The following is a 20,917-nucleotide window of genomic DNA, read 5'->3' as shown; positions in this document are numbered from 1 at the left end:
GGCAACCTCTCGTCGGGATCACCCCCATGCTGCCAGGCTTTCTACGCTACCGGTCCCGACCGCGGTAGTGACTCTTGAGCTGTCTGGAGATCACCTTGATCTCCCGCGTCCTCTCTGCCTGCAGACGAGCATTGCTTCGGGCGGCGTTCCACGCGTTCTCTCGCTGTAGTTTCCGGTAGCTCGCAAGTCTCCGCTCGTCCAGATCGCCGCGCCCGAGTGCGGTCAGGACTGCGCATCCCGGCTCGGAGTTGTGCGCGCAATCCGAGAACCGGCACTCTGCAATCAGTTCCTCGATCTCGGGGAACGTCTTGTCGATTCCCTCCGCCGCATTCCACATGCCAACCCCTCGCAGGCCGGGTGTGTCGATCAACGTCCGGGCGCCGGAGAAGGGGATCAGTTCTCTCGTGACTGTGGTGTGGCGTCCCTTTCCGTCGCCGGTTCGAACGCGGCCGGTCTCGAGTCGATCGGCGCCTGTGGTGTCCGCGAGGAGTGCGTTCGCGAGCGTCGACTTACCGGCGCCGGATGGACCGAGTATCGCCACGGTGCCGTCCAGAACTGCATCGAGTACATCCATTCCTTCGTTGGTCTCGGCACTGACGGCCAGCACTGTTGCGCCGGGCGCAATGGCAGAGACCTCAACTAGAGTGTCGGAGATATATTGAGCTGCATCCGATTTGGTGAGTGCGACGACAGGTGTTGCGCCACTTTCCCAGGCGAGTGCGAGTAGTCGCTCGATGCGCCCGAGATCGACGTCGCCGTCCGAAGCCGTGGCGATGACGACGGTGTCGACATTGGCCGCCAGAATCTGGCCTTCCGATTTTCCGGACGCCGAGGATCGAACGATGCTGCTCGATCGGGGGAGTATTGAAGTGACCGTGTGCATCTCGGGTTCGCGTGAGTTCAGTACCTCGGCGACGGCCACCCAGTCACCCGTGCACAGTTGGCTGGTAGCGAGCGGATCACTGCCGGTGAGTGCGCGAACTGTGCCTTCGGCGACGGCCACGTCACACCGCCCCCGGTCGACGCGAAGAACGCGCCCGGGTGCGGAGTCCGGTGGGGCCAGGGCAGTGAATGTGTTCGAGAGTGTTGCGTTCCAACCGTATTCGGTCAGGGGCGCGCTGTTTTCCGGCATGGTGAGTGTGTCCTCGAGTACGAAGAAGTGTGAATGTTGACGGTGCTGAAACTGCGGAACACGACAGTCATCAATACTCACTCCTCGAAAATCTCAGGACGCACCATGCGTCGGATCAGAATCGTCTCAGCCGCAGACGCGACTGTGCAACTGAATTAACTCGGGGCGGCCGACTTAACTCGGACGTTCGAACTTCTCTTCCCGGCCGAGCTTGCGCAATCGCATCCACTCGCGCAGTCCGGCCGGATCGCGGCGTGTGATCAGGAAGTACCAGCCGAACCGAACCCATTCCTGCGGAAGCAGTTTCCGCATTCCCGGTTGGGAGAGGATGTATCCACGGTTGCGGTACGTGAAGTAGCGCTTCGTGTCGTTGTCGGGGTACTGCGTGTGCATGCGTCCGCCGAGGATCGGCTTGAACTCGTCCGCGCCGTTGGGGTGGACATAAGCAGTTTGCAGGCAGGTACCGAACTTCAGGCCGGAGCGCACGAGGCGACGGTGTACCTCGACCTCGTCGCCGCGGACGAACAGGCGTAGATCCGGAACTCCGACGGCATCGATCGCGTCGGCGGTGAACAGTGCGCCGTTGAAGAGGGACGCGATGCCGGGCAGGAGATCCTCGTCGCCGAGCTCGGAACGCAACCGGCGCCACGACGTGCCGCGGCGAAGTGGGAAGGCAAGGCGGTCGGGGTCGTCGATGTCGCAGACGACGGGGGAGACCTCGGCCAGGTCGTTCCGAATTGCACAGTCGAGCAGTGTTTCCAGGACCTCAGGCCCCTCCGGGCGGCCGTCGTCGTCGGCGAGCCAGACGCGGTCGGCGCCGAGTGAAAGCGCGTAGAGAATGCCAAGAGCAAATCCTCCGGCACCGCCGAGGTTGTGCTGAGAACCGATGTAACTGGTCGGCAGTGGAGCGTTGTCGACGAGCTCTTTCACATCGGCTTCGTCGGCATTGTCGACGACAACCAGATGATCGAGCGGACGCGACTGGGTGCTGAGAACCTTCAAGGATTCGGCCAGCAGTTCACGACGCTTGTGAGTGACGACGACCCCGATGATTTTCTCGGGTGCGCTCACGGGGTGTTCTCCCGTTCCATTTCCTTGATCACGTGGCGCACATGTTCGGCGGCGTCGTCACCTTCGTAGGCGCGTACGACGTCTTCGATGTCGCCTTGCATGCGGATCTGGCCGTGGTCGATCCACATCGCACTGTTGCACAGCTGAGCGAGGAATTCGTTGGAGTGGCTGGCGAATACCAGGATGCCGGAGCGTTCCACCAGCTTCTGCAGCCGGATGCGGGCCTTCTTCATGAATTCCGCGTCGACGGCACCGATGCCCTCGTCGAGAAGCAAGATCTCGGGATCGATACTGGTCACGACGCCCATGGCAACGCGAACGCGCATACCGGTGGAGTAGGTACGCAGTGGCATGGAGAGGTATTCACCGAGTTCGGTGAATTCGGCGATCTCGTCCATCTTCGCGAGCATCTGCTTGCGGGTCTGACCAAGGAACAGGCCGCGGATGATGATGTTCTCGTACCCGGAGATTTCCGGGTCCATGCCGACACCGAGGTCGAAGACGGGTGCGACGCGTCCGCGAATGCTGGCGGATCCCCGGGTCGGTTCGTAGATTCCGGAGAGCAGGCGCAGCAGGGTGGATTTGCCGGCGCCGTTGTGGCCGACGAGCCCGATGCGGTCGCCTTCCTTGAGCGTCATCGTGATGTCGCGGAGCGCTTCGACGACGACGACATCGGAGTCGTTGCGGCCGATGGATCCTCCGGCCTTGCCGAGGAAGGCCTTCTTGAGCGAGCGGGATTTCGCGTCGAAGATCGGGAAGTCGACGCACGCGTTCTGCGTGTGGATGCTGACTGGCTGACTCATGTGTTTCCTCTAGACCCAGTAGGGCACGCGTGCCCGGTACTTGCGGAGTGCCAGAATCGCGACGGCCCAGCCGACGACGGTGAAGGCGATGACGATGTACCAGTGGTATGCCTGCTGGTCGGCCCCGATGAGTGGTGCTCGGATGATCTCGAGGTAGTGGTACAGCGGGTTGAGCTCGGCGAGTCGCACGCGCCCTGCGGCTTCTGGACTTTGATCCTTGAGAGCCTGCGTCGTCCACATGATCGGCGTCAGCACGAACAGCAGCAGGGTAAGGCTGCCGAGGATGGGGGCGATGTCGCGGTACCGGGTGGAGAAGATACCGAAGACGATCGAGACCCACAGCGTGTTCGCGACGATCAGCACGAATGCCGGTATTGCCGCGAGCGCCGTCCAGCTCATGTTCTGCCAGATACTGAACGCGAACAGAAGAACTATGTAGATCGCGAAGTTGTGCGCGAAGAACAGCACCTGACGCCAAACCAGGCGATATACGTGCACACTCAACGCCGACGGCAACTGCTTGATCAGGCCCTCGTTGGCGATGAAGACCTCGGAACCTTCGAGAATGCTTGCACTGATCAGGTTCCACACGATCAGCCCGACCGTGACGTACGGCAGGAACTCCTTGAGCGGAATGTTCAGCAACGCGGAGTACAGAAGACCCATCGCGGCGGCCTGAACGCCGGTGGCGATCGTGATCCAGAACGGACCGATCACCGACCGGCGGTAGCGCTGTTTGATGTCCTGCCAGCCGAGGCTGAGCCACAACTCACGCTGATTCAGACCGTCGCGAAGGTCTTTGAACGCACGACGGAACGTCTGGGAGTCGGACACGGGCGCGGGTGCGCCCGGCGTCTCGGATTCGATTGCGGATGCTGACACGGAGGTCGAGCCTACCGGCCTGGCGTCGGAGCCGGTTTTCCCGCGGACTTCGTGGTGGTCCGAGTTACAGATACTGGCCGGTTCCTGGGCTCTGTTGGTCCGGATGGGCAGGCGAATGCGGAGCCCCGATGCTCATGCCGGGAGGCAGTGCGCCCTGACGCATCTGTTCGAGCTGAGCGCGCGCTGCCATCTGCTGCGCGAACAGTGCGGTCTGAATTCCGTGAAACAGTCCTTCGAGCCAGCCGACGAGTTGGGCCTGCGCGATTCGCAGTTCGGCGTCCGAGGGAATGGAGTCGTCGGTGAACGGGAGGCTCAGTCGCTCGAGTTCTTCACGGAGTTCGGGTGCCAGGCCTTGTTCCAGTTCTCGGATGGACGAGGTGTGGATGTCCTTGAGGCGCTTGCGGCTGGCGTCGTCGAGCGGCGCGGCGCGCACTTCTTCCAACAGTTGTTTGATCATCGTGCCGATTCGCATGACCTTCGCCGGCTGCTCGACCATCTCGGCGACGGACTCGGCTTCGGATTCCGCGCCTTCGGTGGTGCCAGATGTGGAGGCCTCTGCCTCGGCCGCCGGCATCGCGACGGGTCGACCGTCGGGTCCGATAACGAGTACCTGCTCTTTGTCGGGGTTCGTCATGCTTCCATCTTGTCGTGTGTGGGCGACAAACGCCGCGTAACCCCCAAAAAGTTAGCTACCGAATAACTGTACTGACGGGTAATTGGGTGACTGCCTTCGACTAAGCGGGCGTCTGCACCTAGAGTGTCGAGCATGGCTTACGACGTTGCCCGCGTACGGGGGTTGATTCCCTCACTCGGTGACGGCTGGATCCACCTCGATCCGCAGGCCGGAATGCAGATCCCGGACGCCGTCTCGCGGACGGTCTCCACCGCGTTCCGTGCCTCTGCATCTTCTTCCTCCGGTCGCCACGTCTCGAACCGTCGTAGTGCTGCCATTCTCGAGAGTGCGCGCACCGCGGTCGCGGATCTGGTCGGCGGAGATCCTGCGGGAGTCGTTCTCGGATCAGACCGAGCGGTGTTGTTGGCTTGGCTCGCCGAGTCGCTCAGTTCGCGGTTGGGCCTCGGAACCGGTCTCGTACTCTCGCGCCTCGACGAAGAGGCGAACGTCGCGCCCTGGCTTCGTGTGGCCAGTCGCTACGGCGCTCAGGTGCGATGGGCAGAGGTCGAAATCGAAACGTGTGAGCTCCCGAGTTGGCAGTTCAACGATCTCATCACCTCGACCACTCGATTGGTGGCCTTGACGGCCGCATCACCGGTCGTCGGTTCGGCTCCGAACGTCCGCGCCGCAGCTGATCGTCTGCACGAATTCGGCGGACTGATGGTGGTCGACGCCGTCGGTGCAGCGCCATATGCGCATGTGGACATGACTGATCTCGGGGCGGACATCGTTGCCGTCAGCGCGCCGTCGTGGGGCGGTCCGCAGGTGGGCGCACTCGTCTTCCGCGATCCCGGACTGCTCGACCGAATTCCGGCCGTGTCGCTCAACCCGTACGCGCGTGGCGCCGAGCGACTCGAGGTGGGCGGTCATCAGTTCGCGCTGCTGTCCGGTCTCACGTCGTCGATCGATTTCCTGGCGGGCTTGGACGAATCGGCAACGGGAACCAGGCGTGAGCGCCTCGAAACCTCGATCAGCTCGCTGCAGGACTACCAGGACGGTCTGTTCGATCACCTCATGCGTTCTCTCGCAGCCCTACCCAACGTGATGGTGATCGGCGGCGCACCCACGCGGGTGCCGACGCTCAGCTTCACGCTCGAGGGCATGGCGGCAGACAAGGTCGCCGCGCATCTGGCCGACAAGCGCATCGCGACGGTCAGCGGTACGCACGGCGGTTCCAGGCTGCTCGACGCCCTCGGCGTCAACGACGAAGGCGGCGCGGTCACCGTCGGCCTTGCGCCGTACACGACGCGGTACGAGATCAATCAGCTGGTCGCCGAACTCGGCGCCCTGGGCTGATCGATCCCGCTCGGCTCACTTCACGGTGAGGATGACCTTGCCTACGGTTTCCGGCGAATCCAGCAACTGATGGGCTAATGGCGCCTCGGTGATCGGAAGTTCGGTCGACACGATCGGTTGAACCGATCCGTCTGCGATCAACGGCCACAACTTCGCGCGGACGTCGGCGACGATGTCCGCTTTACCGCCGGGGCCGGTGAGCGGACGCCCACGCAGGCCCGTCGACGTGATGTTTCCGCGCTTTCCCATCAGCTTGGCGATGTCGACCTCGCCCTTGCGGCCACCCTGCATTCCGATGATCACGACGTGGCCGTCCATGGCGAGTGCGTCGACGTTGCGCCCGAGGTACGACGCTCCCATGTTGTCCAGAACCACGTCGGCGCCGTGGTTGTCGGTGGCTTCGGCGAGTGATGCTACGAAGTCGCTGTCGCGATAGTTGATGAGAATATCCGCGCCCAATTCGCGGCAGCGGTTCAATTTGTCCTCCGAACCCGCGGTAACTGCGACGCGGGCGCCGAGGGCTTTGCCGACCTGGATGGCGTGGGTGCCGATTCCGCCGCCACCGCCATGGACGAGGAGGACCTGTCCGCGTCGTAGACCTCCGCGCATTACGACGTTGGACCACACCGTGCACGCAACTTCCGGCAGGGACGCTGCGACACGGAGATCGACGCCCGCGGGAACCGGGAGAAGTTGTGTTGCCGGGACCGCGACCTTCTCGGCGTAACCGCCGCCGGCCAGCAGTGCGCAGACTTCGTCGCCGACGGACCAACCCGTGACGTCTTCGCCGAGTTCGGTGATCACACCCGAGCATTCGAGGCCGAGAATGTCACTCGCGCCGGGCGGCGGCGGGTAGAAGCCTTGACGTTGGAGCAGGTCGGCGCGGTTGACTGCGGTCGCGGCGACCTCGACGAGTACGTGCCCGCGAGGTAGTTCAGGATCGGGCTGTTGCGCCCATTTCATGACCTCGGGACCGCCGGGCTGATCGATCGTTATGGCGTACATGGATACGACGCTAGCGAATCTCCCCGCTGACGGGTGTTTTGCCGCTACCGTCGCGGACGTGACTTACTTCGGGAACATGCAGAACGAGATCTATCTGACGGGACTGAGCGGCGCGAAGCCGGCTTTGCCGATGACTGCGGCAGGCTTGGAAGATGCCGCGCGCGAGCAACTCTCACCGGAGGCCTTCGGGTACATCGCCGGTAGCGCGTCGACCGAACGGACCGCGGTGTCGAATCTGCGGGCGTTCGACAAGCATGCGATCGTGCCGCGGATGTTGCGGGGGACTGCGGCGCCCGACGCACGCGACCTGAGCGTCGAGGTGTTGGGGACGAGGTTGGCTGCACCGATCCTGACGGCTCCGGTGGGCGTGCTCGGCTTGGTCCACGACGACGCCGAGGTTGCGGTCGGTTCGGTCACCGCCGAGTTGGGGATCGGATCGATTCTCTCGACGGCGGCATCCTCGACCATCGAAGACGTAGCGGCGGCCTCCGGCGAGAACTGGTGGTACCAGCTGTACTGGCCGGCCGACGACGAACTTGCCGAGTCGTTTGTCCGCCGAGCGGAGACGGCGGGCGCGAAGGCTATCGTCCTGACTGCCGACACTCCCGGTATGGGTTGGCGTCCAAGGGATCTCGAACTCGGTCACCTTCCGTTCCTGCAGGCGAAGGGTATTGCCAACTACCTGTCGGATCCGGTGTTCCGCGCCAAACTGGCGACGCCGCCCGAGGAGAGCGCAGAAGCGCTGCAGATCGCGGTTCTCACGTGGGTGTCGTTGTTCGGCAATCATGCGGTGCGGATTGCCGATATCGCGAAACTTCGCCAGTGGACGACACTTCCGATCGCGGTGAAGGGAATTGTCCATCCCGACGACGCACGTGAGGCCGTCGCAGCCGGCGCCAACGGCATTGTCGTGAGCAACCATGGTGGGCGTCAAGTTGACGGGTCGATTTCGGCACTCGATGCTCTCGGTCCCGTCGCTGATGCGGTGGGGCATGAGGTGGACATCCTGATGGACTCCGGAATTCGTTGTGGCGCAGACGTAATCAAGGCTCTGGCCTTGGGTGCCGACGCAGTGCTGTACGGGCGGCCGTGGGTGTACGGGTTGGGATTGGCCGGAGCGGACGGAGTGCGTCATGCATTGCGCAGTCTCCTGGCCGACCTGGATCTCACTATGGGACTGGCGGGGCTGGCATCGGTTGCCGAAATCGACCGTTCGATCCTGATGTCCAATTCGTGACTTTAGGGTGAGTCTTACTGTGACGGGCGGACACAGGTCTAAACTTGGAACCTGTGACAGCTGAAGCGACAACCGAGGAGACATCGCAGGCGGCGCACGGTGAGACACCGTGGCTGACGCCATGCGAGATGCGTGCATGGCGCGGCTACATGGACGGTAATCAGCGCCTCATGGAGGTGCTCAACCGCGAACTGCAGGATTCACACGACCTGTCGTTGGCCGATTACCGCATTTTGGTCATGCTCTCGGAGTCAGCTGACGGGTCGTTGCGGATGAGTGACCTGGCAGACGGCGTGCTGTCTTCGCGGAGTCGCCTCACGCACCAGATCAGGCGGATGGAATCTCAGGGCATCGTCGTGCGAGACACCTGCGTCGAAGATGGTCGCGGCGTGCTCGCGCGGATCACGGAAGAGGGTAGGCGTCGCCTCGCCGAGGCAGCGCCTACTCACGTGGCCGGGGTGCGGAACAATCTGGTCGATCTGCTGACTCCCCAGGAACTGGACGTGCTGGCAGACGTCTTCGAGAAGGTCGACAAAGCCATCGGCGAGCGCTGACTTCTGGAGCCGTTTTCGCGGTCCGTGGGAACACCCGATAGGATCGCCCACGGAAGCGTGGCAGAGCGGCCGAATGCACTCGCCTTGAAAGCGAGCGTGGCGTTAAACCCACCGGGGGTTCAAATCCCTCCGCTTCCGCCAAATGTTCGTTGTTCAAACCCAGCCCGCGCGAAAGCGTGGGCTGGGTTTTTTCGTGCCCTACGAAGCGCAGGAGCGTCGAGGAGTCGGATGTGTAGCAATCTTTGCCGCCCTGGGGTCGCCGGGTGAAGCAATGGCTTCGCCACTTCGGTGCTACGTCCGATGTTGCGGCAATCTGCCGGTTCTCGTTGTGCTGTGGTGAACGATCAGCCATTGCGGCGCTCGGCGACGAGAGTTCCAGGTGATCGCATCGTGCGGCTGGTGGTCAATTCGATTCCCTCCTTGGCTAGATGGGCTCGTGGTTTACGCGGCCTCCTTGCGCTTGGTGTCCGAATGAGCTGCGCGCCACCAATTAACTGTTGACCGTTCAATAAGTTTGCGTGGCCATATCGCCAGAGACCACGTTGCATTCAATCTGCTGAAATGCTCCGGATCGTGCCTTGTTTGCACGTTTGCTCGACTGTCACCAATGGGCGGATGGTCCAAGTTTGGTGTCGTTCGCCACATTGGGACCTAAGTCCCATTCCCTGCTCTGAGCCCTGTCGATATGTATCTGTTACCGGAAGTTCACCGCAAGTCTCCGATAGTTGGTCGCGGGAGCCTGTTGATAAAACGGAACGCTTGGTACTGTCCGGTAACTTGCATTTAGTTAGTGTTCAGCTACCGAATTGGTTGCTGGTCCGCGACGTAGGAGTTACTCATGGCAACCGAATTGAAAGCACGAACATCTCGCCGTCGATCGAGGGCCGCGGTAGGGCTCGCGGCGTGTGCGGTTGCCGCGCTGTCGTCGGGTGTGGTCTTCGCAGGGAGCGCATCGGCAACGCCGATGGCGTTGGCGGACAAGTTCGCGAGCACTGTCACCGATGACGGTTGGTCGTTGGATCTTGTCGCCACGAAACTGTCGGCGAACCCGGTGCCGAATCTGGCGACGACGGCGTTCACTCGTGAGGGGTTCGTGTCGGCGAAGGTGACCGGCACGATCGGTGGTGCGGGCGATTCGGCGGTGAAGACCGGTTATGTCGAGCAGGGATTGCAGATCGGCTGCCAGATCGATGTTTCCTCCGGACTTGGCTTGGGGCTCGGCTTTTCGCTCGGCCCGTCTGTCGGTGTGAGTATTTCGGGTGTCCCGTCGGCGAACGTGGGTGTGAATGCGTCGGTGAATCCGAGTATTCAGTCGACGATTGCGCCGGGCACGATCACGACGATTCCGTTGGGGAAGAAGGATCTCGAGTCGTCGAAGGCGTCGATCACGGCAGAGAACGTGCACGTGAAGGTTGATGCGTGCATGGGGCCGGTGACGATCCGCTCGTACGCACAACTCTCGGTGTCGACGGCGACGTCCGACAACACGTTGTTCGTGTACTCCGATCCCACCTGGCTCTGACCCACGCAGCCGTCGTCAGCGCTGCATTCTCAACCCACTCTGCGCAGGCCACCATGCCCTCGCACACCCCGTCACACGAGGCCCGAGTCACGGGTTTGCCCATCAATCAGCATCACAGGAGAAGTTCATGAAGATTCGTACCTTGGCCACAGCCGGAGCGCTTACCGCAGGTATCGCCCTCGTCGGTGTTATCGGCGGGGGCGTGGCATCGGCTGCTACCCCGATCGTGCAGCCGGAGCAGGGTCGGATCGGGCTTTCGCTCTCGAATGCGGAGACCGCAGCACTGGCGGCGAGCCCGATCCCCGATGCAATCGCGAACATTGTTCCCGGCTCGCAACGTTGGGTTGGCCGGGCTCCGGGTTCGGTCATCACCAACGTCGATGGCAGGGCAAGCGCCCCCGATCGGGTCGTGATCGCCGAAGCTGCGGCGCATCCGGGTGGCTACGTCAACATCTACGTGTCCGACCCGAACAACCCCGTCACCGGGGGCTACATCGTGCAGACCTACCAGCACTGGAACTGAACTAGGGCCGGTAACTCCGGACCCTGACTGCTGCCGCCGATCTCGTTGTTTCACTTCACCTATCCGCCGTTTGGAGTTTCTGTCATGACCATCCGCAACGCTGAACACGCTCGGTCCCGCCCGATGACGGAGCCGCCGGCCACAGTGCACAGTGGTCAAAGTGCGGACGTCGACGACTGGGACCCCGCCAGTGAGCTGAGCGAAACCTCGAAGGCCATGATCGCCACCGTCTTCGGTCTCGCATTGTTGATTGCAGCGTTCGCGGTGATCGGACGTCTCGGGGGCTGGGCCGCTGACTATGGGACGATTCTGGTGTATCTGGCGTTCTTTCTGTGGATGTCGATCGCGGGCCGGGTGTTCTGGTGGGGCGCGGACAAGCTCATCGCCGAGGCGCGGAAGAAGTCGAACACGGGTGATCGCCGGTGAAGTCCGTGCTGAAGCTGCGCAGGTCCATCGCGGGAGTACTTGCTGCCGGAGCGCTCATGATCGGCGTGGCCGGAGCCGTCGGTGCGGGAATCGCACTGACCGCCTCACCCGCAACTGCGGGACCAGCGGAGGACTGCGCGGCTGTGCGGGCACGTGATCATCAGATCTACCTGAACCTGATCGCGTCACTGCCACCCGGTGCCCCCATCCCGCCCGAGTACATCAACCCATGCCTGACGGCACCATCCACGACAGCGACCGTCGCCCCGACGACCACCGTCGGGTTGCCCGGTGCGCAGGCTCCGGGCGGCGGCCCGAACGTCGGCGCGAACGCTCCGACGAACTTCCCTTCCTACAACGGCACCCCCATCGTCCCCGTCCCCGGCGCCGCGCTGCCTGGACAGCCGAATACGCCGACAGCGCCAAGTATCGACAACCCTGCAGGAGTCCCGGTTCCGACGACCACCAGCGGACCCGCCCCGACCACCCCGCAGCCCGCTGGATCGACCGCACCCACAGCGGTCCCCGATCGTGGTCCCGGACCTGTTCCCTCTGGAACACCGAAGACTGTTCCCGGACAGTCGGAATCGAATCCCACAGTCACGCCCTCGGGACTCAGCGACGACGACGGGCGCGATCGTTACCTCGAACTCGTGTTGGTCGGTGCCGCCGCATTCACAGCCGGCGGGATCGGAGTACGTGGGCGTCGTTCACCGTTCGGCCCACGCATACCGTTGGGTGGGCGTACGCCGGAATCGATCCTCTCCCAGACAGTCGGTACCCTCGCGTCACCGCTGATGCAGTACGCCAAGGGTGGCCAGTCGAAGATCACGGTCACCGAACCGGGCGGGGGACGTCGTACGTTCTTCCTCATCCATGACGCGACGTCCTCACACGAAGCGGAAATCCCCGTCGACGTCCCGCCCGGCGGGCATATGAGCGTTAATCCGGACGGCTCAGTCACCGTCTTCGACGCGGACGGAAACCCGGTCTCGGTCGTGGCAGCTCCGTGGGCGTACGACGCCAACGGCAATCCTGTTCCCACCGACTACGAAGTTCGCGACGGCCGCCTGATTCAGACGGTGTACGCCGACGAAGCGACCGCGTACCCGATTTTGGCTGATCCGCCGGAAAAGAAGGCGAAAGCACCCACCTCTGTCGCTTCGAAACAAGTCCAGAAAAATACGAACACCGCCGCACCCAAGCCGAATTCGATGACCTCGCGCACAAGTCCGCAGAAACCGCAGAACAGTGGAAACACGAACTCGGGCAACACTTCCGGAGCCACGAACAGCGGCACCACCGCTGGTAAGTACGCCGGGACCACCACCCAAGGCTCCGCTCCGGTCACGAAACCTGCATCTCCCAATCAGTCACCGCGCACCACCACCAAACCTGGACCGAAGCCCGCGCCGACCTCTCAGGAACAAGCAACGAACCAACTCGCCCAAGCATACGGCGAAGTCCCTCCGGTTGCACCTTCGAAACCCGCGCAACCAAATCAGTCGCCACGCACCACAACCAGTCCGGGCCCCAAACCCACTGTCAGTCCACGTCAACACGCTGCGAACCAGCTTGCCGAAGCGCACGGGGACGTGCCTGCCGGGTTCACCGGCAATGTGCCGATCCCGCCAGATCCGAACGCGCCCGACGACCGATCGTTCCCGCAAAAAGTATGGGACACCGCGTGGGGTGTCGGGGAAAGTGCCGTCGACACAACAGTCGATAGCGTCGGAACGCTCGGAGATGCGTGGCGAAACTTCCTCGTAGTCCCCGTGCACGATGCCGCCGTCGATCCGTTCGGCTTCAATCGCGGCCAACGAGCACAACCTTCACCCGAGCATTCTCCGGCTGAGATCGCTGCCGCAGCAGCAAATATCGTCTCCCTCATTCCGATCGTAGGCACAGGAGGCAGAGTCGGCGGAGCTGCCGTGCAAGAAGCGGTGGAGGCTGTTCTGCGGCGCGGCGGAACCGCCGCAGACGCCGAAGCCGCAGGTCGCAGGGCAGCCGCCACCGCCGGTGAGGCCGGGAATAGAGCCCCTAGCGATCCGACTATTCCCGTCGGAGACAGACCGGCCTCGACGCCTGTGGGTGGGCGCGGAGATCGCGAAATAAATGTAAAGCCCGGAACCAATCGTCCTGGAATAGTCAACGGTCGTGAATATACGGGGCATGCGTTCGACCGAATGCAAGAGCGCGGCATACTCCCATCCCTGGTTGAACAGGCCATTCGTGAAGGGGTGGCGACCCCGAGCAGAGGAAACACGACCGTGATCTATGATTCGATAAACAACCTATCAGTTATCATCAATGAAACGGGCAGAGTTGTGACCACCTCATTTGGCAATTTATCGGGAAAGTGAAAAACATGACGGATCAATCAATTTACCGCCTGGAAGCTGAGCAGGTTAATCGCGATTATTGTGACGGAAAAATATCCTTGCATGCGCTAGTTGAAATATTCGAGAGGTACGTCAGAGAACGCGAATCGGAGCGTGCATCAGATTCCGAAACCCTGAGGGGCGCCTGGGGTCAAATTGAAATAATGAATGCAATTAACCAGGATGATCCTTCGAATTCGAGCAAAAATGAGTCGGAGGTGCGAGAAGTTATTCAAGAATTCTTGGACTTGCTTCCGTAGTCTCTTTTCTCGGTCCAGGGGCGACTAATCAAGGCAGGCTTTGACTCACTTGCGCGACCAGTGTCATGTCAAGTGACACTGGCCAGCAGTTGCTTATTGTGATGTGGGAGCAGATTAGGATTCGCAGGCTGACGGTTCAGACGTCTTCGCCTTCGAGGGTGGCCATCCATTTGCCCTGATCGCCGATCACGACTACCTCGCCTACCGCATCCCAGAGGAACACAACCACATCCTGATGATTCCAGGTAAAACCGACTACCTGTACAGCAGCGTCCAGCAGAAGAGTCCTGTGCACCGACAACACACCGTTCCTCAAGCGGAATCGGCACCATGACCACCTTTTATGCAATTTGTGCGATCACCACAGGGGCTGTGGCGTTGATCGCATCCACGCCCTACGTGATGTACCGCAGTCATGCGAGAACGATCTACTGGAGTTCGTCGATCCTGACCATCGTTTTCGGTTGGCTCACCGCTCCTCAGCGGTCGATTCTCGGACCTGTCCTTTTGTGCGGTTTCGCTGCTGTGTTCGTGGCGTGGTGGTGGACCCCCTTCCTCACGCGAAGGCATCCCACCGGATTCAACGATGTTTTCGGTGCTTGGCTGACACGGGCGCTCTACCGCGAGCAGAAGGATGCACCTCCGGTAAACAGGTACGACAAACTGCACTACAAAGACACTGACCGCCAAGCACGAGATACCGATTCTGACGGAAATCAGGTCAACACCTGAGCCGGCGCGTAGAGCGCTTTGACGTGATGTCCTCAATACCACCCTCGCGCGTACCCGAACAGCTTGTAGTGAGATGCCATGGGAAACAGTACTTTCCACATGGCGGCGTACACGCGCCCGGTTTGCGCAAGCTGTACAGCAACCAGGATGATCGATGGCTCGAAACTGCTCTTCGCGCAGCCCAATTCAGTAGCTGTCAACGCCATCGCGAGCGGTAGTCCTCTTCCCCTAGTCTCTGCAGCTCATCCCATTTTTTCGAGCATCCGCCGCGAGTTGGACGTAAAGCCAGGAACCAATCCTCCGGGAGTGGTCAACGGTCGCGAATACACTGGGCATGCGTTTGATCGAATGCAGCGGCGCGGCAACCTCCCCTCCCTTGTCGAACAGGCAATTCGAAATGGGGTGGCCACCCCTAGCAGCGACGCAACGATCGTATTCTATGATTCGGCAAATAACCTATCAGTCGTCGTTAACGAGGTCGGTACAGTTGTGACGACCTCATTTGGTCGGCTAAGAGGAAAGTGAAGTTGATATGACGGGAAACGGAAAATATCGCACTGAAGGCGAGCAAGTTAGTCGTGATTACAGGGAAGGTAAAATATCCTTACAAACGCTCGTCGATATATTTGAGAGTTATGTGGACGCACGTGAATCCGAAAATGCGCCCGATTTCGAGGAATTGAGGGGTGCGTGGTTTCAGATTGAAATAGTAAATGCGGTGCGGTGGGACGATCCCGCGAAGGCATCCAAAAATGAGACGGCAGTTCGAGAATTTATCCAAGAATTCTTGGAATTGCTTCCGTAGTCCTTTTTGTTCGGTCCGGGGACGATTAATCAAAGACGGTCTTGACCACCTCAGCGATGGTCCCGCGCTGCTGTTTTGCTTGCCATACACCATGCACACGCTGAACCCTGTGGGACCGGATCCTGCTGGGAACAGCGTCACACCATTTCGCACCATGACGGCAGCACCCGTTTCACCGCGGTGGCGGTCACGATGATCGCTATCTCTTTTCGAGTCCAGCTCATTCGTTCGCCTCAGGGGTCGGTTGTGGATGCGTTATTACGCAGCGGCACAAGGAATTTCTCGCTCGAATCGGTGCCCGTTTACAGTCCTCACAAAAGTCGCCCGGGATAGCGTCGCCTGTTCAACACTCGGCGACGAACGTGGCCACGGGAAACGAAAAATGCTCCGCCCCGCCACAGGAAGAGCGAAGCATCAATTCGACGGCGGAGGGTATTACCAGTTCTGAATGAAGAAGAACTGCTGTGAACCCCTCGCCGGGTTGAGTACGCCGAGAGAAATTTCTCCACCACGGGAGGCTGCTTCGTTGGCGAACTGGTCGAGACGTCCCCAGACGACGTTGGGGCCGCTCTCGAAGCGCGATCCTGGTGCGAGGCGCACGCCGATCTGGGTGGAGTTAGTGATGCTTTCGATCGCAGCGCCGGCATTGAGCTGGCCGAACAATGCCGTCTCACCCTGGTTCAGCTGCACGCCGATGCGCCCGTTGTCGGCGATCGGAGTAACAGCTGATGCTGCGCCCGCGCCACTGAGTGCGATGGCTGCGATACCGGCAGGTATCAATGCGGCCGCGGTAATCATCCTGCGTAGGTGCGTCATTCGGCTTCTCCCTCGTCGGTGGCCCACTCGAGTTGGCGCCTCCACGGGCCACTTTGTCTGATTCTTCCGGTAACAGTCAACGACATGTTGCAAACAATGAGCAATCCATTGGGTTGGTTTGAGATGCAGCTCACTACTGGAAATCCGTTGAAGAATAAACTGTTTCAGTGAAATTGCTGGTCAAGATCGTGAATGCCAGAGAAGCGCCCGGACCGTCGTTACGTTTCCGTTACTGGTCAGTCTGGCTGCGAGAAGGACACGCACTCGGTCACCCAGAAACGCTGCGGCACAGGAATTGTCAGAGCAAGAACCCGCGCAGAGGGTCCTCCGCAGTTGAGCGCCACTGTCAAGCGGTCTTTCCTTCTTCGAGGGCGCGCTGCTTCGGCAGTGGGCTCTCGACTGTCAGAACCGCACGGTGAATACCACGTGGCGACGCTCTCGGGCCGCGCGCTGGAAAAAGTCCGCCACTTCCTGAAGCCAGCCCCAGGCGTACCCGCGCTCGTCGGAGCCGTACTCCGGGTTGCGGTCGTCGAGCGGCATCGCGTCGTAGCGCACGCCGAACTCGGATTCGGTGATTTCCGCCAGGTACGAGGAGACTTCGGCGACCCGATCGGGTGCCAGGTAGGTGACGAGTTGGTCGTCGGTGTCGGTGTTGAGGTCTTCGTCCCCCAGGATCACGCCGTAGGCCGGCCAGTTCTCGGACACGCGCTCGTACCCCGTGCTGGAGAGGGCGCACAGGATCGGATCCCACGCCTTGTCCGTGTCGCACGAGAACTCGGATCGGCCCGTCTCCTCGATGTCCTCGACCACAGCGCCGAGTTTGTCGTCGTCGCCGCGCGCGTCCAGAAGTTCCGCTGCCACGCTGTCTGACAGCGCGAAATGCACCCCAAGTTCCATGGCGTGATGCTAACGGCCGACCTGCCGCCGTCCCGCCGTCACTACAAGACGAATCGACTTAGGTAACGATCCTGCTCTGCCTCCGACCGAAGTTACCCATGGTGTGGGCCTGCTGTCATACATACTTCATCGGTGATTCCGACAAAACGGACCGGCCTTTCTGTTGTATCGCTGGTGATCCTCGTCGTCGCGGGGTTGCTGGTCGCAGCCCCTGCCAGCAGCGCCGCGCCGCCGCCTGACTGGAAATACACAATGGTGGCGTTCAGCAATGCCAGCGACCGCGACATGGATGTCTACGAGTCGGCCGACGGCACCGGCTTTCAGCTCGTCCAGCAGTCGGCGTACAGGCCGCCATCTGGGCTCGTGCGTGATCCGAGCATCTTCCGGAACACGGACGGGGTGTACTACCTCACCTACACGACGGGTGGTGGGGCGAACATCGGGTTCGCACGCAGCAGCGACCGCATCAACTGGACGCCGCTGGGGAACTATCCGGTTCCGTTTTGCTGCGCCTTGATGCCTGGCACGGGAGATGGCACCGGTTCTGCGAGCCCCCCGGGCTTCTCGGGTTCGGCCGGATTCAGCGACGGACCGTCGCTGTCACCATTCGTCACCAAGGCCTGGGCGCCTGAATGGTTTGTGGACGGCGATCGCGTCAACGTCATCCTGTCGATGTCGACCGGTGGAGGATTTGTGCCGTATCTGATGACGGCGTTGGAACCGTCGCTCCGGTTGTGGAGCCCGCCTGTTCCGCTCGCCGGGATCGGTGCGGACCATATCGACACCACCGTGGTCAAAGTCGGATCGACCTATCATGCGTTCACCAAGAACGAGACGAAGAAGGTCGTCGAGCATGCGGTCGCTCCTTCGGTGACGGGACCTTATTCGTTTGTCCCGCCAGGGAATTGGGGTTCGCTTGTCGAAGGTCCGGCCGTGGTTCAGTTGCCGAGCGGCGACTGGCGGATCTATCTTGACGCCTATACCGAAGGTAAGTATCTCTACTCCGACAGCACGGACGGGCTGAACACCTGGTCTCCTGTGCAAGAGGTTCCTGGGGTGTCAGGGACTGCACGGCATCTCGGCATCATGAGAGAACCGGCATAACTTTCGACCCCGAGTTGGTAAGGCTCTGATCAAGGACTCCGGTCTTGGTCAGAGCCTTTTCTCGTACTTGCGTACTACTTGTGTGCGTCGCCTGCGCTAATCAGTGATTGACAAGCTAACGATGCGATGCCAGTGGGTCCGACGAGTTCGCGCCGACCACGAAGTGAGTATCTCCGCGTGAGCTGTGCAGAGTTGCGCTCCCAGGCCCCGCTCGGGCGCCGTACTTCACGATTGATTGCCAAGTAATGCCTGTTGGTTTCATATTCAAGTACGCGCACTGGCTTGATGCCCGTACTTTCGGTCTCCAACTGCTCTGAGGCCCGCGAAATGCGGATTCAATTCGATTTGCCGCACTGTTTCTGAGGGATCTTCTCGTCCGTAAACGGTGACCTTGCTCATAGTAGGACCTAGGTCCTTTTCGCTGCTGATAAGCCTGTCGATATATATCTGTTACCGAAAGTTCACCCTAAATCCAAGATGGGGGAGATGGCGCGCTGGCGGGCAAACAGGACGATTGGTACCGTCCGGTAACTAATTCAGTTAGTTGTCGGCTACCGCTCTGGTTGCTGTGTCACGTGGAGGAGCAGTTCATGTCGATCGAATCGCAAAACGGCGTATCCCACCGTCGATCGAGGGCCGCGGTAGGGCTCGCGGCGTGTGCGGTTGCCGCGCTGTCGTCGGGTGTGGTCTTCGCAGGGAGCGCATCGGCAACGCCGATGGCGTTGGCGGACAAGTTCGCGAGCACTGTCACCGATGACGGTTGGTCGTTGGATCTTGTCGCCACGAAACTGTCGGCGAACCCGGTGCCGAATCTGGCGACGACGGCGTTCACTCGTGAGGGGTTCGTGTCGGCGAAGGTGACCGGCACGATCGGTGGTGCGGGCGATTCGGCGGTGAAGACCGGTTATGTCGAGCAGGGATTGCAGATCGGCTGCCAGATCGATGTTTCCTCCGGACTTGGCTTGGGGCTCGGCTTTTCGCTCGGCCCGTCTGTCGGTGTGAGTATTTCGGGTGTCCCGTCGGCGAACGTGGGTGTGAATGCGTCGGTGAATCCGAGTATTCAGTCGACGATTGCGCCGGGCACGATCACGACGATTCCGTTGGGGAAGAAGGATCTCGAGTCGTCGAAGGCGTCGATCACGGCAGAGAACGTGCACGTGAAGGTTGATGCGTGCATGGGGCCGGTGACGATCCGCTCGTACGCACAACTCTCGGTGTCGACGGCGACGTCCGACAACACGTTGTTCGTGTACTCCGATCCCACCTGGCTCTAACCCACGCAGCCGTCGTCAGCGCTGCTGGCGACTATTCCCGATCCGCCCCGTCCAGGGGTGGTTACTCATCACGCCCACAAAGGAGAAATCATGAAGATTCGTACCTTGGCCACTGCCGGAACTCTCACCGCAGGTATCGCCCTGATCGGTGTTCTCGGCGCCGGCGTGGCATCTGCCGCAACTCCGATCGTCGAACCGGAACATGGCCGGATCGGTCTGTCGCTCTCGAATGCGGAAACCGCGGCATTGGCGGCGAGCCCGATTCCTGATGCGATTGCGAACATCGTTCCAGGTTCGCTGAGGGGGGTCTGGTTGGCGCCTGGTTCCGCGATAACTGTTACCGATGGCAAGGTCGACGCCCTCGAAGGAGCTGTGCTCGGTGAAGCAGCCGCGCGTGGTGGGCATGCCAATGTCTTTGTCTCCGACCCGAATCACCCCGCCAGTGAGGGGCACATAGTGCTGACGGAGCAGTACTGGAACTGATACCAGGCCGAACGTCGGCGACCCGTTGTCCCCGCTCTCCCTTCCTATTTGGAGTTCCAGCCATGACCGTCAACAACGCCGAACGCCGCAGTGTCCAGTCGGAATCCACTGCCGTCGATAGTAAAGACGTTGCAGACGTTGATGACTGGGATCCGGACAGCGAACTCAGTCCACTTTCCAAGGCTGTGATCGCCACCGCAGTCGGACTGGGGTTGCTGATCGCGGCATTCGCGGTGATCGGGAAGCTCGCCGGCTGGGCGAACGACTACGGGACGATCCTGGTTTACCTGGCATTCTTCTTGTGGATGTCGATCTCCGGACGGTTGTTCTGTTGGGGCGCAGACAAACTCATCGCGCTACTCCGAACGAAGAAGAGTGACAATCGTGGTGCGCACCGGTGAAGTCCGGTAGACGACTTCGCCGGACTCTCGCGGGAGTGCTTGCCGCCGGGGCGCTGTTGACCGGAGCGGCCGGAGTGATCGGTGCGGGAATCGCACTCTCCGCCGCTCCGGCGAACGCGACGCCGGAAGAAGACTGCGCGGCGGTGCGGGCACGTGATCATCAGATCTACCTGAATCTCATTGCGTCGCTGCCACCTGGCGCGCCCATCCCGCCAGAGATCATCAACCCGTGCCTGAGCGCGCCGTCCACGACGTCGACAGCTGCGCCGACGACCACGGTCGGGCTCCCCGGTGTGCAGGCTCCAGGCGGTGGCCCGAATGTCGGGGCCAATGCTCCGACGAACTTTCCCACCTACAACGGCACCCCCATCGTCCCGGTTCCGACGATCGAGGTTCCGCCCATTGCTTCCGAGGCCCCGGCCTCGGAAACTGGTGTCGGTGCATTCCCCAATGCATCGGCATCAGCGGTTCCCTCACCCACACCCACCCCGGGTGAGGGAACCACCACCGATCGTGGTCCCGGACCGATCCCCGCGGATTCGGATTCGAATATCGCACCGGCCCAAACGGTTCCGGACCCGGCAGCAGATGTCTCTACAACCGGGGAGGACTCGGGCCGTGACCGGTATCTCGAACTCAC

The 20,917-nt window shown here is 61.3% G+C and carries 22 protein-coding genes, 1 tRNA gene and 1 pseudogene; 15 read left to right on the top strand and 9 right to left on the bottom strand.

All coding sequences use genetic code 11. The annotated features are described in order from the left end of the window. Window positions 1–46: 46 nt before the first annotated feature. The 5 genes from rsgA to H7C86_RS18175 form a co-directional block, all read right to left on the bottom strand. Window positions 47–1,132 carry a ribosome small subunit-dependent GTPase A gene (gene rsgA, locus H7C86_RS18195; protein WP_182261969.1) on the bottom strand — a complete coding sequence of 362 codons (1,086 nt, stop codon included), beginning with the start codon at window positions 1,130–1,132 and terminating at the stop codon, window positions 47–49. A 174-nt stretch (window positions 1,133–1,306) separates the two neighbouring features. Then, a complete protein-coding gene (locus H7C86_RS18190) occupies window positions 1,307–2,203 on the bottom strand; it encodes a glycosyltransferase (RefSeq protein ID WP_007731778.1) in 897 nt (298 codons plus the stop codon). Continuing rightward, on the bottom strand, window positions 2,200–3,006 hold the full coding sequence (locus tag H7C86_RS18185; RefSeq protein ID WP_007731776.1) for an ABC transporter ATP-binding protein: 807 nt from the start codon (window positions 3,004–3,006) through the stop codon (window positions 2,200–2,202). The genes H7C86_RS18190 and H7C86_RS18185 overlap by 4 nt, the downstream gene beginning before the upstream one ends. Before the next feature lie 9 nt (window positions 3,007–3,015). Next, window positions 3,016–3,888: an ABC transporter permease gene (locus H7C86_RS18180; RefSeq protein WP_020968137.1), complete on the bottom strand. Its 873-nt coding sequence runs from the start codon at window positions 3,886–3,888 to the stop codon at window positions 3,016–3,018. A gap of 64 nt (window positions 3,889–3,952) precedes the next feature. Further along, window positions 3,953–4,522: a bacterial proteasome activator family protein gene (locus H7C86_RS18175; protein ID WP_003943894.1), complete on the bottom strand. Its 570-nt coding sequence runs from the start codon at window positions 4,520–4,522 to the stop codon at window positions 3,953–3,955. A gap of 132 nt (window positions 4,523–4,654) precedes the next feature. Between H7C86_RS18175 and H7C86_RS18170 the strand changes: the two genes are divergently transcribed. Beyond that, the gene (locus tag H7C86_RS18170) at window positions 4,655–5,857 is read left to right on the top strand and encodes a cysteine desulfurase-like protein (RefSeq protein ID WP_020968138.1); all 1,203 of its coding nucleotides are present in this window, start codon (window positions 4,655–4,657) and stop codon (window positions 5,855–5,857) included. A 15-nt stretch (window positions 5,858–5,872) separates the two neighbouring features. On the opposite strand, the gene H7C86_RS18165 is transcribed toward H7C86_RS18170, so the two are convergent. Then, complete coding sequence (locus tag H7C86_RS18165) at window positions 5,873–6,862, bottom strand: NAD(P)H-quinone oxidoreductase (protein ID WP_007731765.1); 990 nt, start codon at window positions 6,860–6,862, stop codon at window positions 5,873–5,875. Between H7C86_RS18165 and H7C86_RS18160 the strand changes: the two genes are divergently transcribed. From H7C86_RS18160 to H7C86_RS18125, 8 genes are all read left to right on the top strand, one after another. Next, on the top strand, window positions 6,861–8,099 hold the full coding sequence (locus H7C86_RS18160) for a lactate 2-monooxygenase (protein ID WP_044480920.1): 1,239 nt from the start codon (window positions 6,861–6,863) through the stop codon (window positions 8,097–8,099). The genes H7C86_RS18165 and H7C86_RS18160 overlap by 2 nt on opposite strands. 128 nt (window positions 8,100–8,227) lie before the next feature. Beyond that, window positions 8,228–8,653: a MarR family winged helix-turn-helix transcriptional regulator gene (locus H7C86_RS18155; RefSeq protein ID WP_020968140.1), complete on the top strand. Its 426-nt coding sequence runs from the start codon at window positions 8,228–8,230 to the stop codon at window positions 8,651–8,653. Between the two features lie 51 nt (window positions 8,654–8,704). Further along, a tRNA-Ser gene (locus tag H7C86_RS18150) sits at window positions 8,705–8,794 on the top strand. A 697-nt stretch (window positions 8,795–9,491) separates the two neighbouring features. Then, window positions 9,492–10,175, top strand: coding sequence for an MspA family porin (locus H7C86_RS18145; RefSeq protein WP_020968141.1), 684 nt, complete (start codon window positions 9,492–9,494; stop codon window positions 10,173–10,175). A gap of 127 nt (window positions 10,176–10,302) precedes the next feature. After that, window positions 10,303–10,698: a hypothetical protein gene (locus tag H7C86_RS18140; protein ID WP_020968142.1), complete on the top strand. Its 396-nt coding sequence runs from the start codon at window positions 10,303–10,305 to the stop codon at window positions 10,696–10,698. An 84-nt stretch (window positions 10,699–10,782) separates the two neighbouring features. After that, window positions 10,783–11,124: a hypothetical protein gene (locus H7C86_RS18135; protein ID WP_020968143.1), complete on the top strand. Its 342-nt coding sequence runs from the start codon at window positions 10,783–10,785 to the stop codon at window positions 11,122–11,124. After that, window positions 11,121–13,487, top strand: a complete 2,367-nt coding sequence (locus tag H7C86_RS18130) for a hypothetical protein (RefSeq protein WP_182261968.1) — start codon at window positions 11,121–11,123, stop codon at window positions 13,485–13,487. The genes H7C86_RS18135 and H7C86_RS18130 overlap by 4 nt, the downstream gene beginning before the upstream one ends. A gap of 5 nt (window positions 13,488–13,492) precedes the next feature. Next, window positions 13,493–13,765, top strand: a complete 273-nt coding sequence (locus tag H7C86_RS18125; RefSeq protein ID WP_020968145.1) for a hypothetical protein — start codon at window positions 13,493–13,495, stop codon at window positions 13,763–13,765. Between the two features lie 136 nt (window positions 13,766–13,901). Here the strand turns inward: H7C86_RS18125 and H7C86_RS18120 are convergent, their stop codons facing one another. Next, a complete protein-coding gene (locus H7C86_RS18120) occupies window positions 13,902–14,060 on the bottom strand; it encodes a hypothetical protein (RefSeq protein ID WP_155250639.1) in 159 nt (52 codons plus the stop codon). A gap of 35 nt (window positions 14,061–14,095) precedes the next feature. Here H7C86_RS18120 and H7C86_RS18115 point away from each other — a divergent pair, with 35 nt between their 5' ends. Continuing rightward, the gene (locus H7C86_RS18115; protein WP_020905813.1) at window positions 14,096–14,497 is read left to right on the top strand and encodes a hypothetical protein; all 402 of its coding nucleotides are present in this window, start codon (window positions 14,096–14,098) and stop codon (window positions 14,495–14,497) included. 1,240 nt (window positions 14,498–15,737) lie between these two features. On the opposite strand, the gene H7C86_RS18110 is transcribed toward H7C86_RS18115, so the two are convergent. Both H7C86_RS18110 and H7C86_RS18105 read right to left on the bottom strand, forming a co-directional pair. Continuing rightward, window positions 15,738–16,118, bottom strand: a complete 381-nt coding sequence (locus H7C86_RS18110) for a hypothetical protein (protein WP_020968146.1) — start codon at window positions 16,116–16,118, stop codon at window positions 15,738–15,740. Between the two features lie 402 nt (window positions 16,119–16,520). Continuing rightward, entirely contained in the window at window positions 16,521–17,015 is a 495-nt protein-coding gene (locus H7C86_RS18105) for a DUF1877 family protein (RefSeq protein WP_019746449.1), read from the bottom strand. Between the two features lie 252 nt (window positions 17,016–17,267). Here H7C86_RS18105 and H7C86_RS18100 point away from each other — a divergent pair, with 252 nt between their 5' ends. The 5 genes and pseudogenes from H7C86_RS18100 to H7C86_RS18080 all read left to right on the top strand — a co-directional run. Then, a complete protein-coding gene (locus tag H7C86_RS18100) occupies window positions 17,268–18,119 on the top strand; it encodes a glycoside hydrolase family 43 protein (RefSeq protein ID WP_007731746.1) in 852 nt (283 codons plus the stop codon). A gap of 590 nt (window positions 18,120–18,709) precedes the next feature. Continuing rightward, window positions 18,710–19,393, top strand: coding sequence for an MspA family porin (locus H7C86_RS18095; protein WP_149357854.1), 684 nt, complete (start codon window positions 18,710–18,712; stop codon window positions 19,391–19,393). Between the two features lie 90 nt (window positions 19,394–19,483). Continuing rightward, complete coding sequence (locus tag H7C86_RS18090; RefSeq protein WP_020968150.1) at window positions 19,484–19,876, top strand: hypothetical protein; 393 nt, start codon at window positions 19,484–19,486, stop codon at window positions 19,874–19,876. A gap of 62 nt (window positions 19,877–19,938) precedes the next feature. Further along, a complete protein-coding gene (locus H7C86_RS18085; RefSeq protein WP_020968151.1) occupies window positions 19,939–20,277 on the top strand; it encodes a hypothetical protein in 339 nt (112 codons plus the stop codon). After that, window positions 20,274–20,917 (top strand): annotated as a pseudogene (locus H7C86_RS18080) (hypothetical protein); the annotation flags it as partial. The gene H7C86_RS18085 and the pseudogene H7C86_RS18080, both read left to right, overlap by 4 nt.

The sequence above is a fragment of the Rhodococcus sp. UFZ-B548 genome (assembly GCF_903819475.1).
GTDB lineage: Bacteria > Actinomycetota > Actinomycetes > Mycobacteriales > Mycobacteriaceae > Rhodococcus_F > Rhodococcus_F erythropolis.
This window is presented reverse-complemented; position numbering and strand designations above follow the sequence as displayed.

Coding starts and splice junctions, on each gene's coding strand:
- H7C86_RS18125 (WP_020968145.1), top strand. CDS start 13,493: ATGACGGATCAATCAATTTACCGCCTGGAAGCTGAGCAGGTTAATCGC.
- H7C86_RS18145 (WP_020968141.1), top strand. CDS start 9,492: ATGGCAACCGAATTGAAAGCACGAACATCTCGCCGTCGATCGAGGGCC.
- H7C86_RS18155 (WP_020968140.1), top strand. CDS start 8,228: ATGCGTGCATGGCGCGGCTACATGGACGGTAATCAGCGCCTCATGGAG.
- H7C86_RS18165 (WP_007731765.1), bottom strand. CDS start 6,862: ATGTACGCCATAACGATCGATCAGCCCGGCGGTCCCGAGGTCATGAAA.
- H7C86_RS18160 (WP_044480920.1), top strand. CDS start 6,861: ATGGATACGACGCTAGCGAATCTCCCCGCTGACGGGTGTTTTGCCGCT.
- H7C86_RS18140 (WP_020968142.1), top strand. CDS start 10,303: ATGAAGATTCGTACCTTGGCCACAGCCGGAGCGCTTACCGCAGGTATC.
- H7C86_RS18100 (WP_007731746.1), top strand. CDS start 17,268: ATGGTGGCGTTCAGCAATGCCAGCGACCGCGACATGGATGTCTACGAG.
- H7C86_RS18085 (WP_020968151.1), top strand. CDS start 19,939: ATGACCGTCAACAACGCCGAACGCCGCAGTGTCCAGTCGGAATCCACT.
- H7C86_RS18185 (WP_007731776.1), bottom strand. CDS start 3,006: ATGAGTCAGCCAGTCAGCATCCACACGCAGAACGCGTGCGTCGACTTC.
- H7C86_RS18135 (WP_020968143.1), top strand. CDS start 10,783: ATGACCATCCGCAACGCTGAACACGCTCGGTCCCGCCCGATGACGGAG.
- H7C86_RS18095 (WP_149357854.1), top strand. CDS start 18,710: ATGTCGATCGAATCGCAAAACGGCGTATCCCACCGTCGATCGAGGGCC.
- rsgA (WP_182261969.1), bottom strand. CDS start 1,132: ATGCCGGAAAACAGCGCGCCCCTGACCGAATACGGTTGGAACGCAACA.
- H7C86_RS18115 (WP_020905813.1), top strand. CDS start 14,096: ATGACCACCTTTTATGCAATTTGTGCGATCACCACAGGGGCTGTGGCG.
- H7C86_RS18110 (WP_020968146.1), bottom strand. CDS start 16,118: ATGACGCACCTACGCAGGATGATTACCGCGGCCGCATTGATACCTGCC.
- H7C86_RS18170 (WP_020968138.1), top strand. CDS start 4,655: ATGGCTTACGACGTTGCCCGCGTACGGGGGTTGATTCCCTCACTCGGT.
- H7C86_RS18090 (WP_020968150.1), top strand. CDS start 19,484: ATGAAGATTCGTACCTTGGCCACTGCCGGAACTCTCACCGCAGGTATC.
- H7C86_RS18175 (WP_003943894.1), bottom strand. CDS start 4,522: ATGACGAACCCCGACAAAGAGCAGGTACTCGTTATCGGACCCGACGGT.
- H7C86_RS18105 (WP_019746449.1), bottom strand. CDS start 17,015: ATGGAACTTGGGGTGCATTTCGCGCTGTCAGACAGCGTGGCAGCGGAA.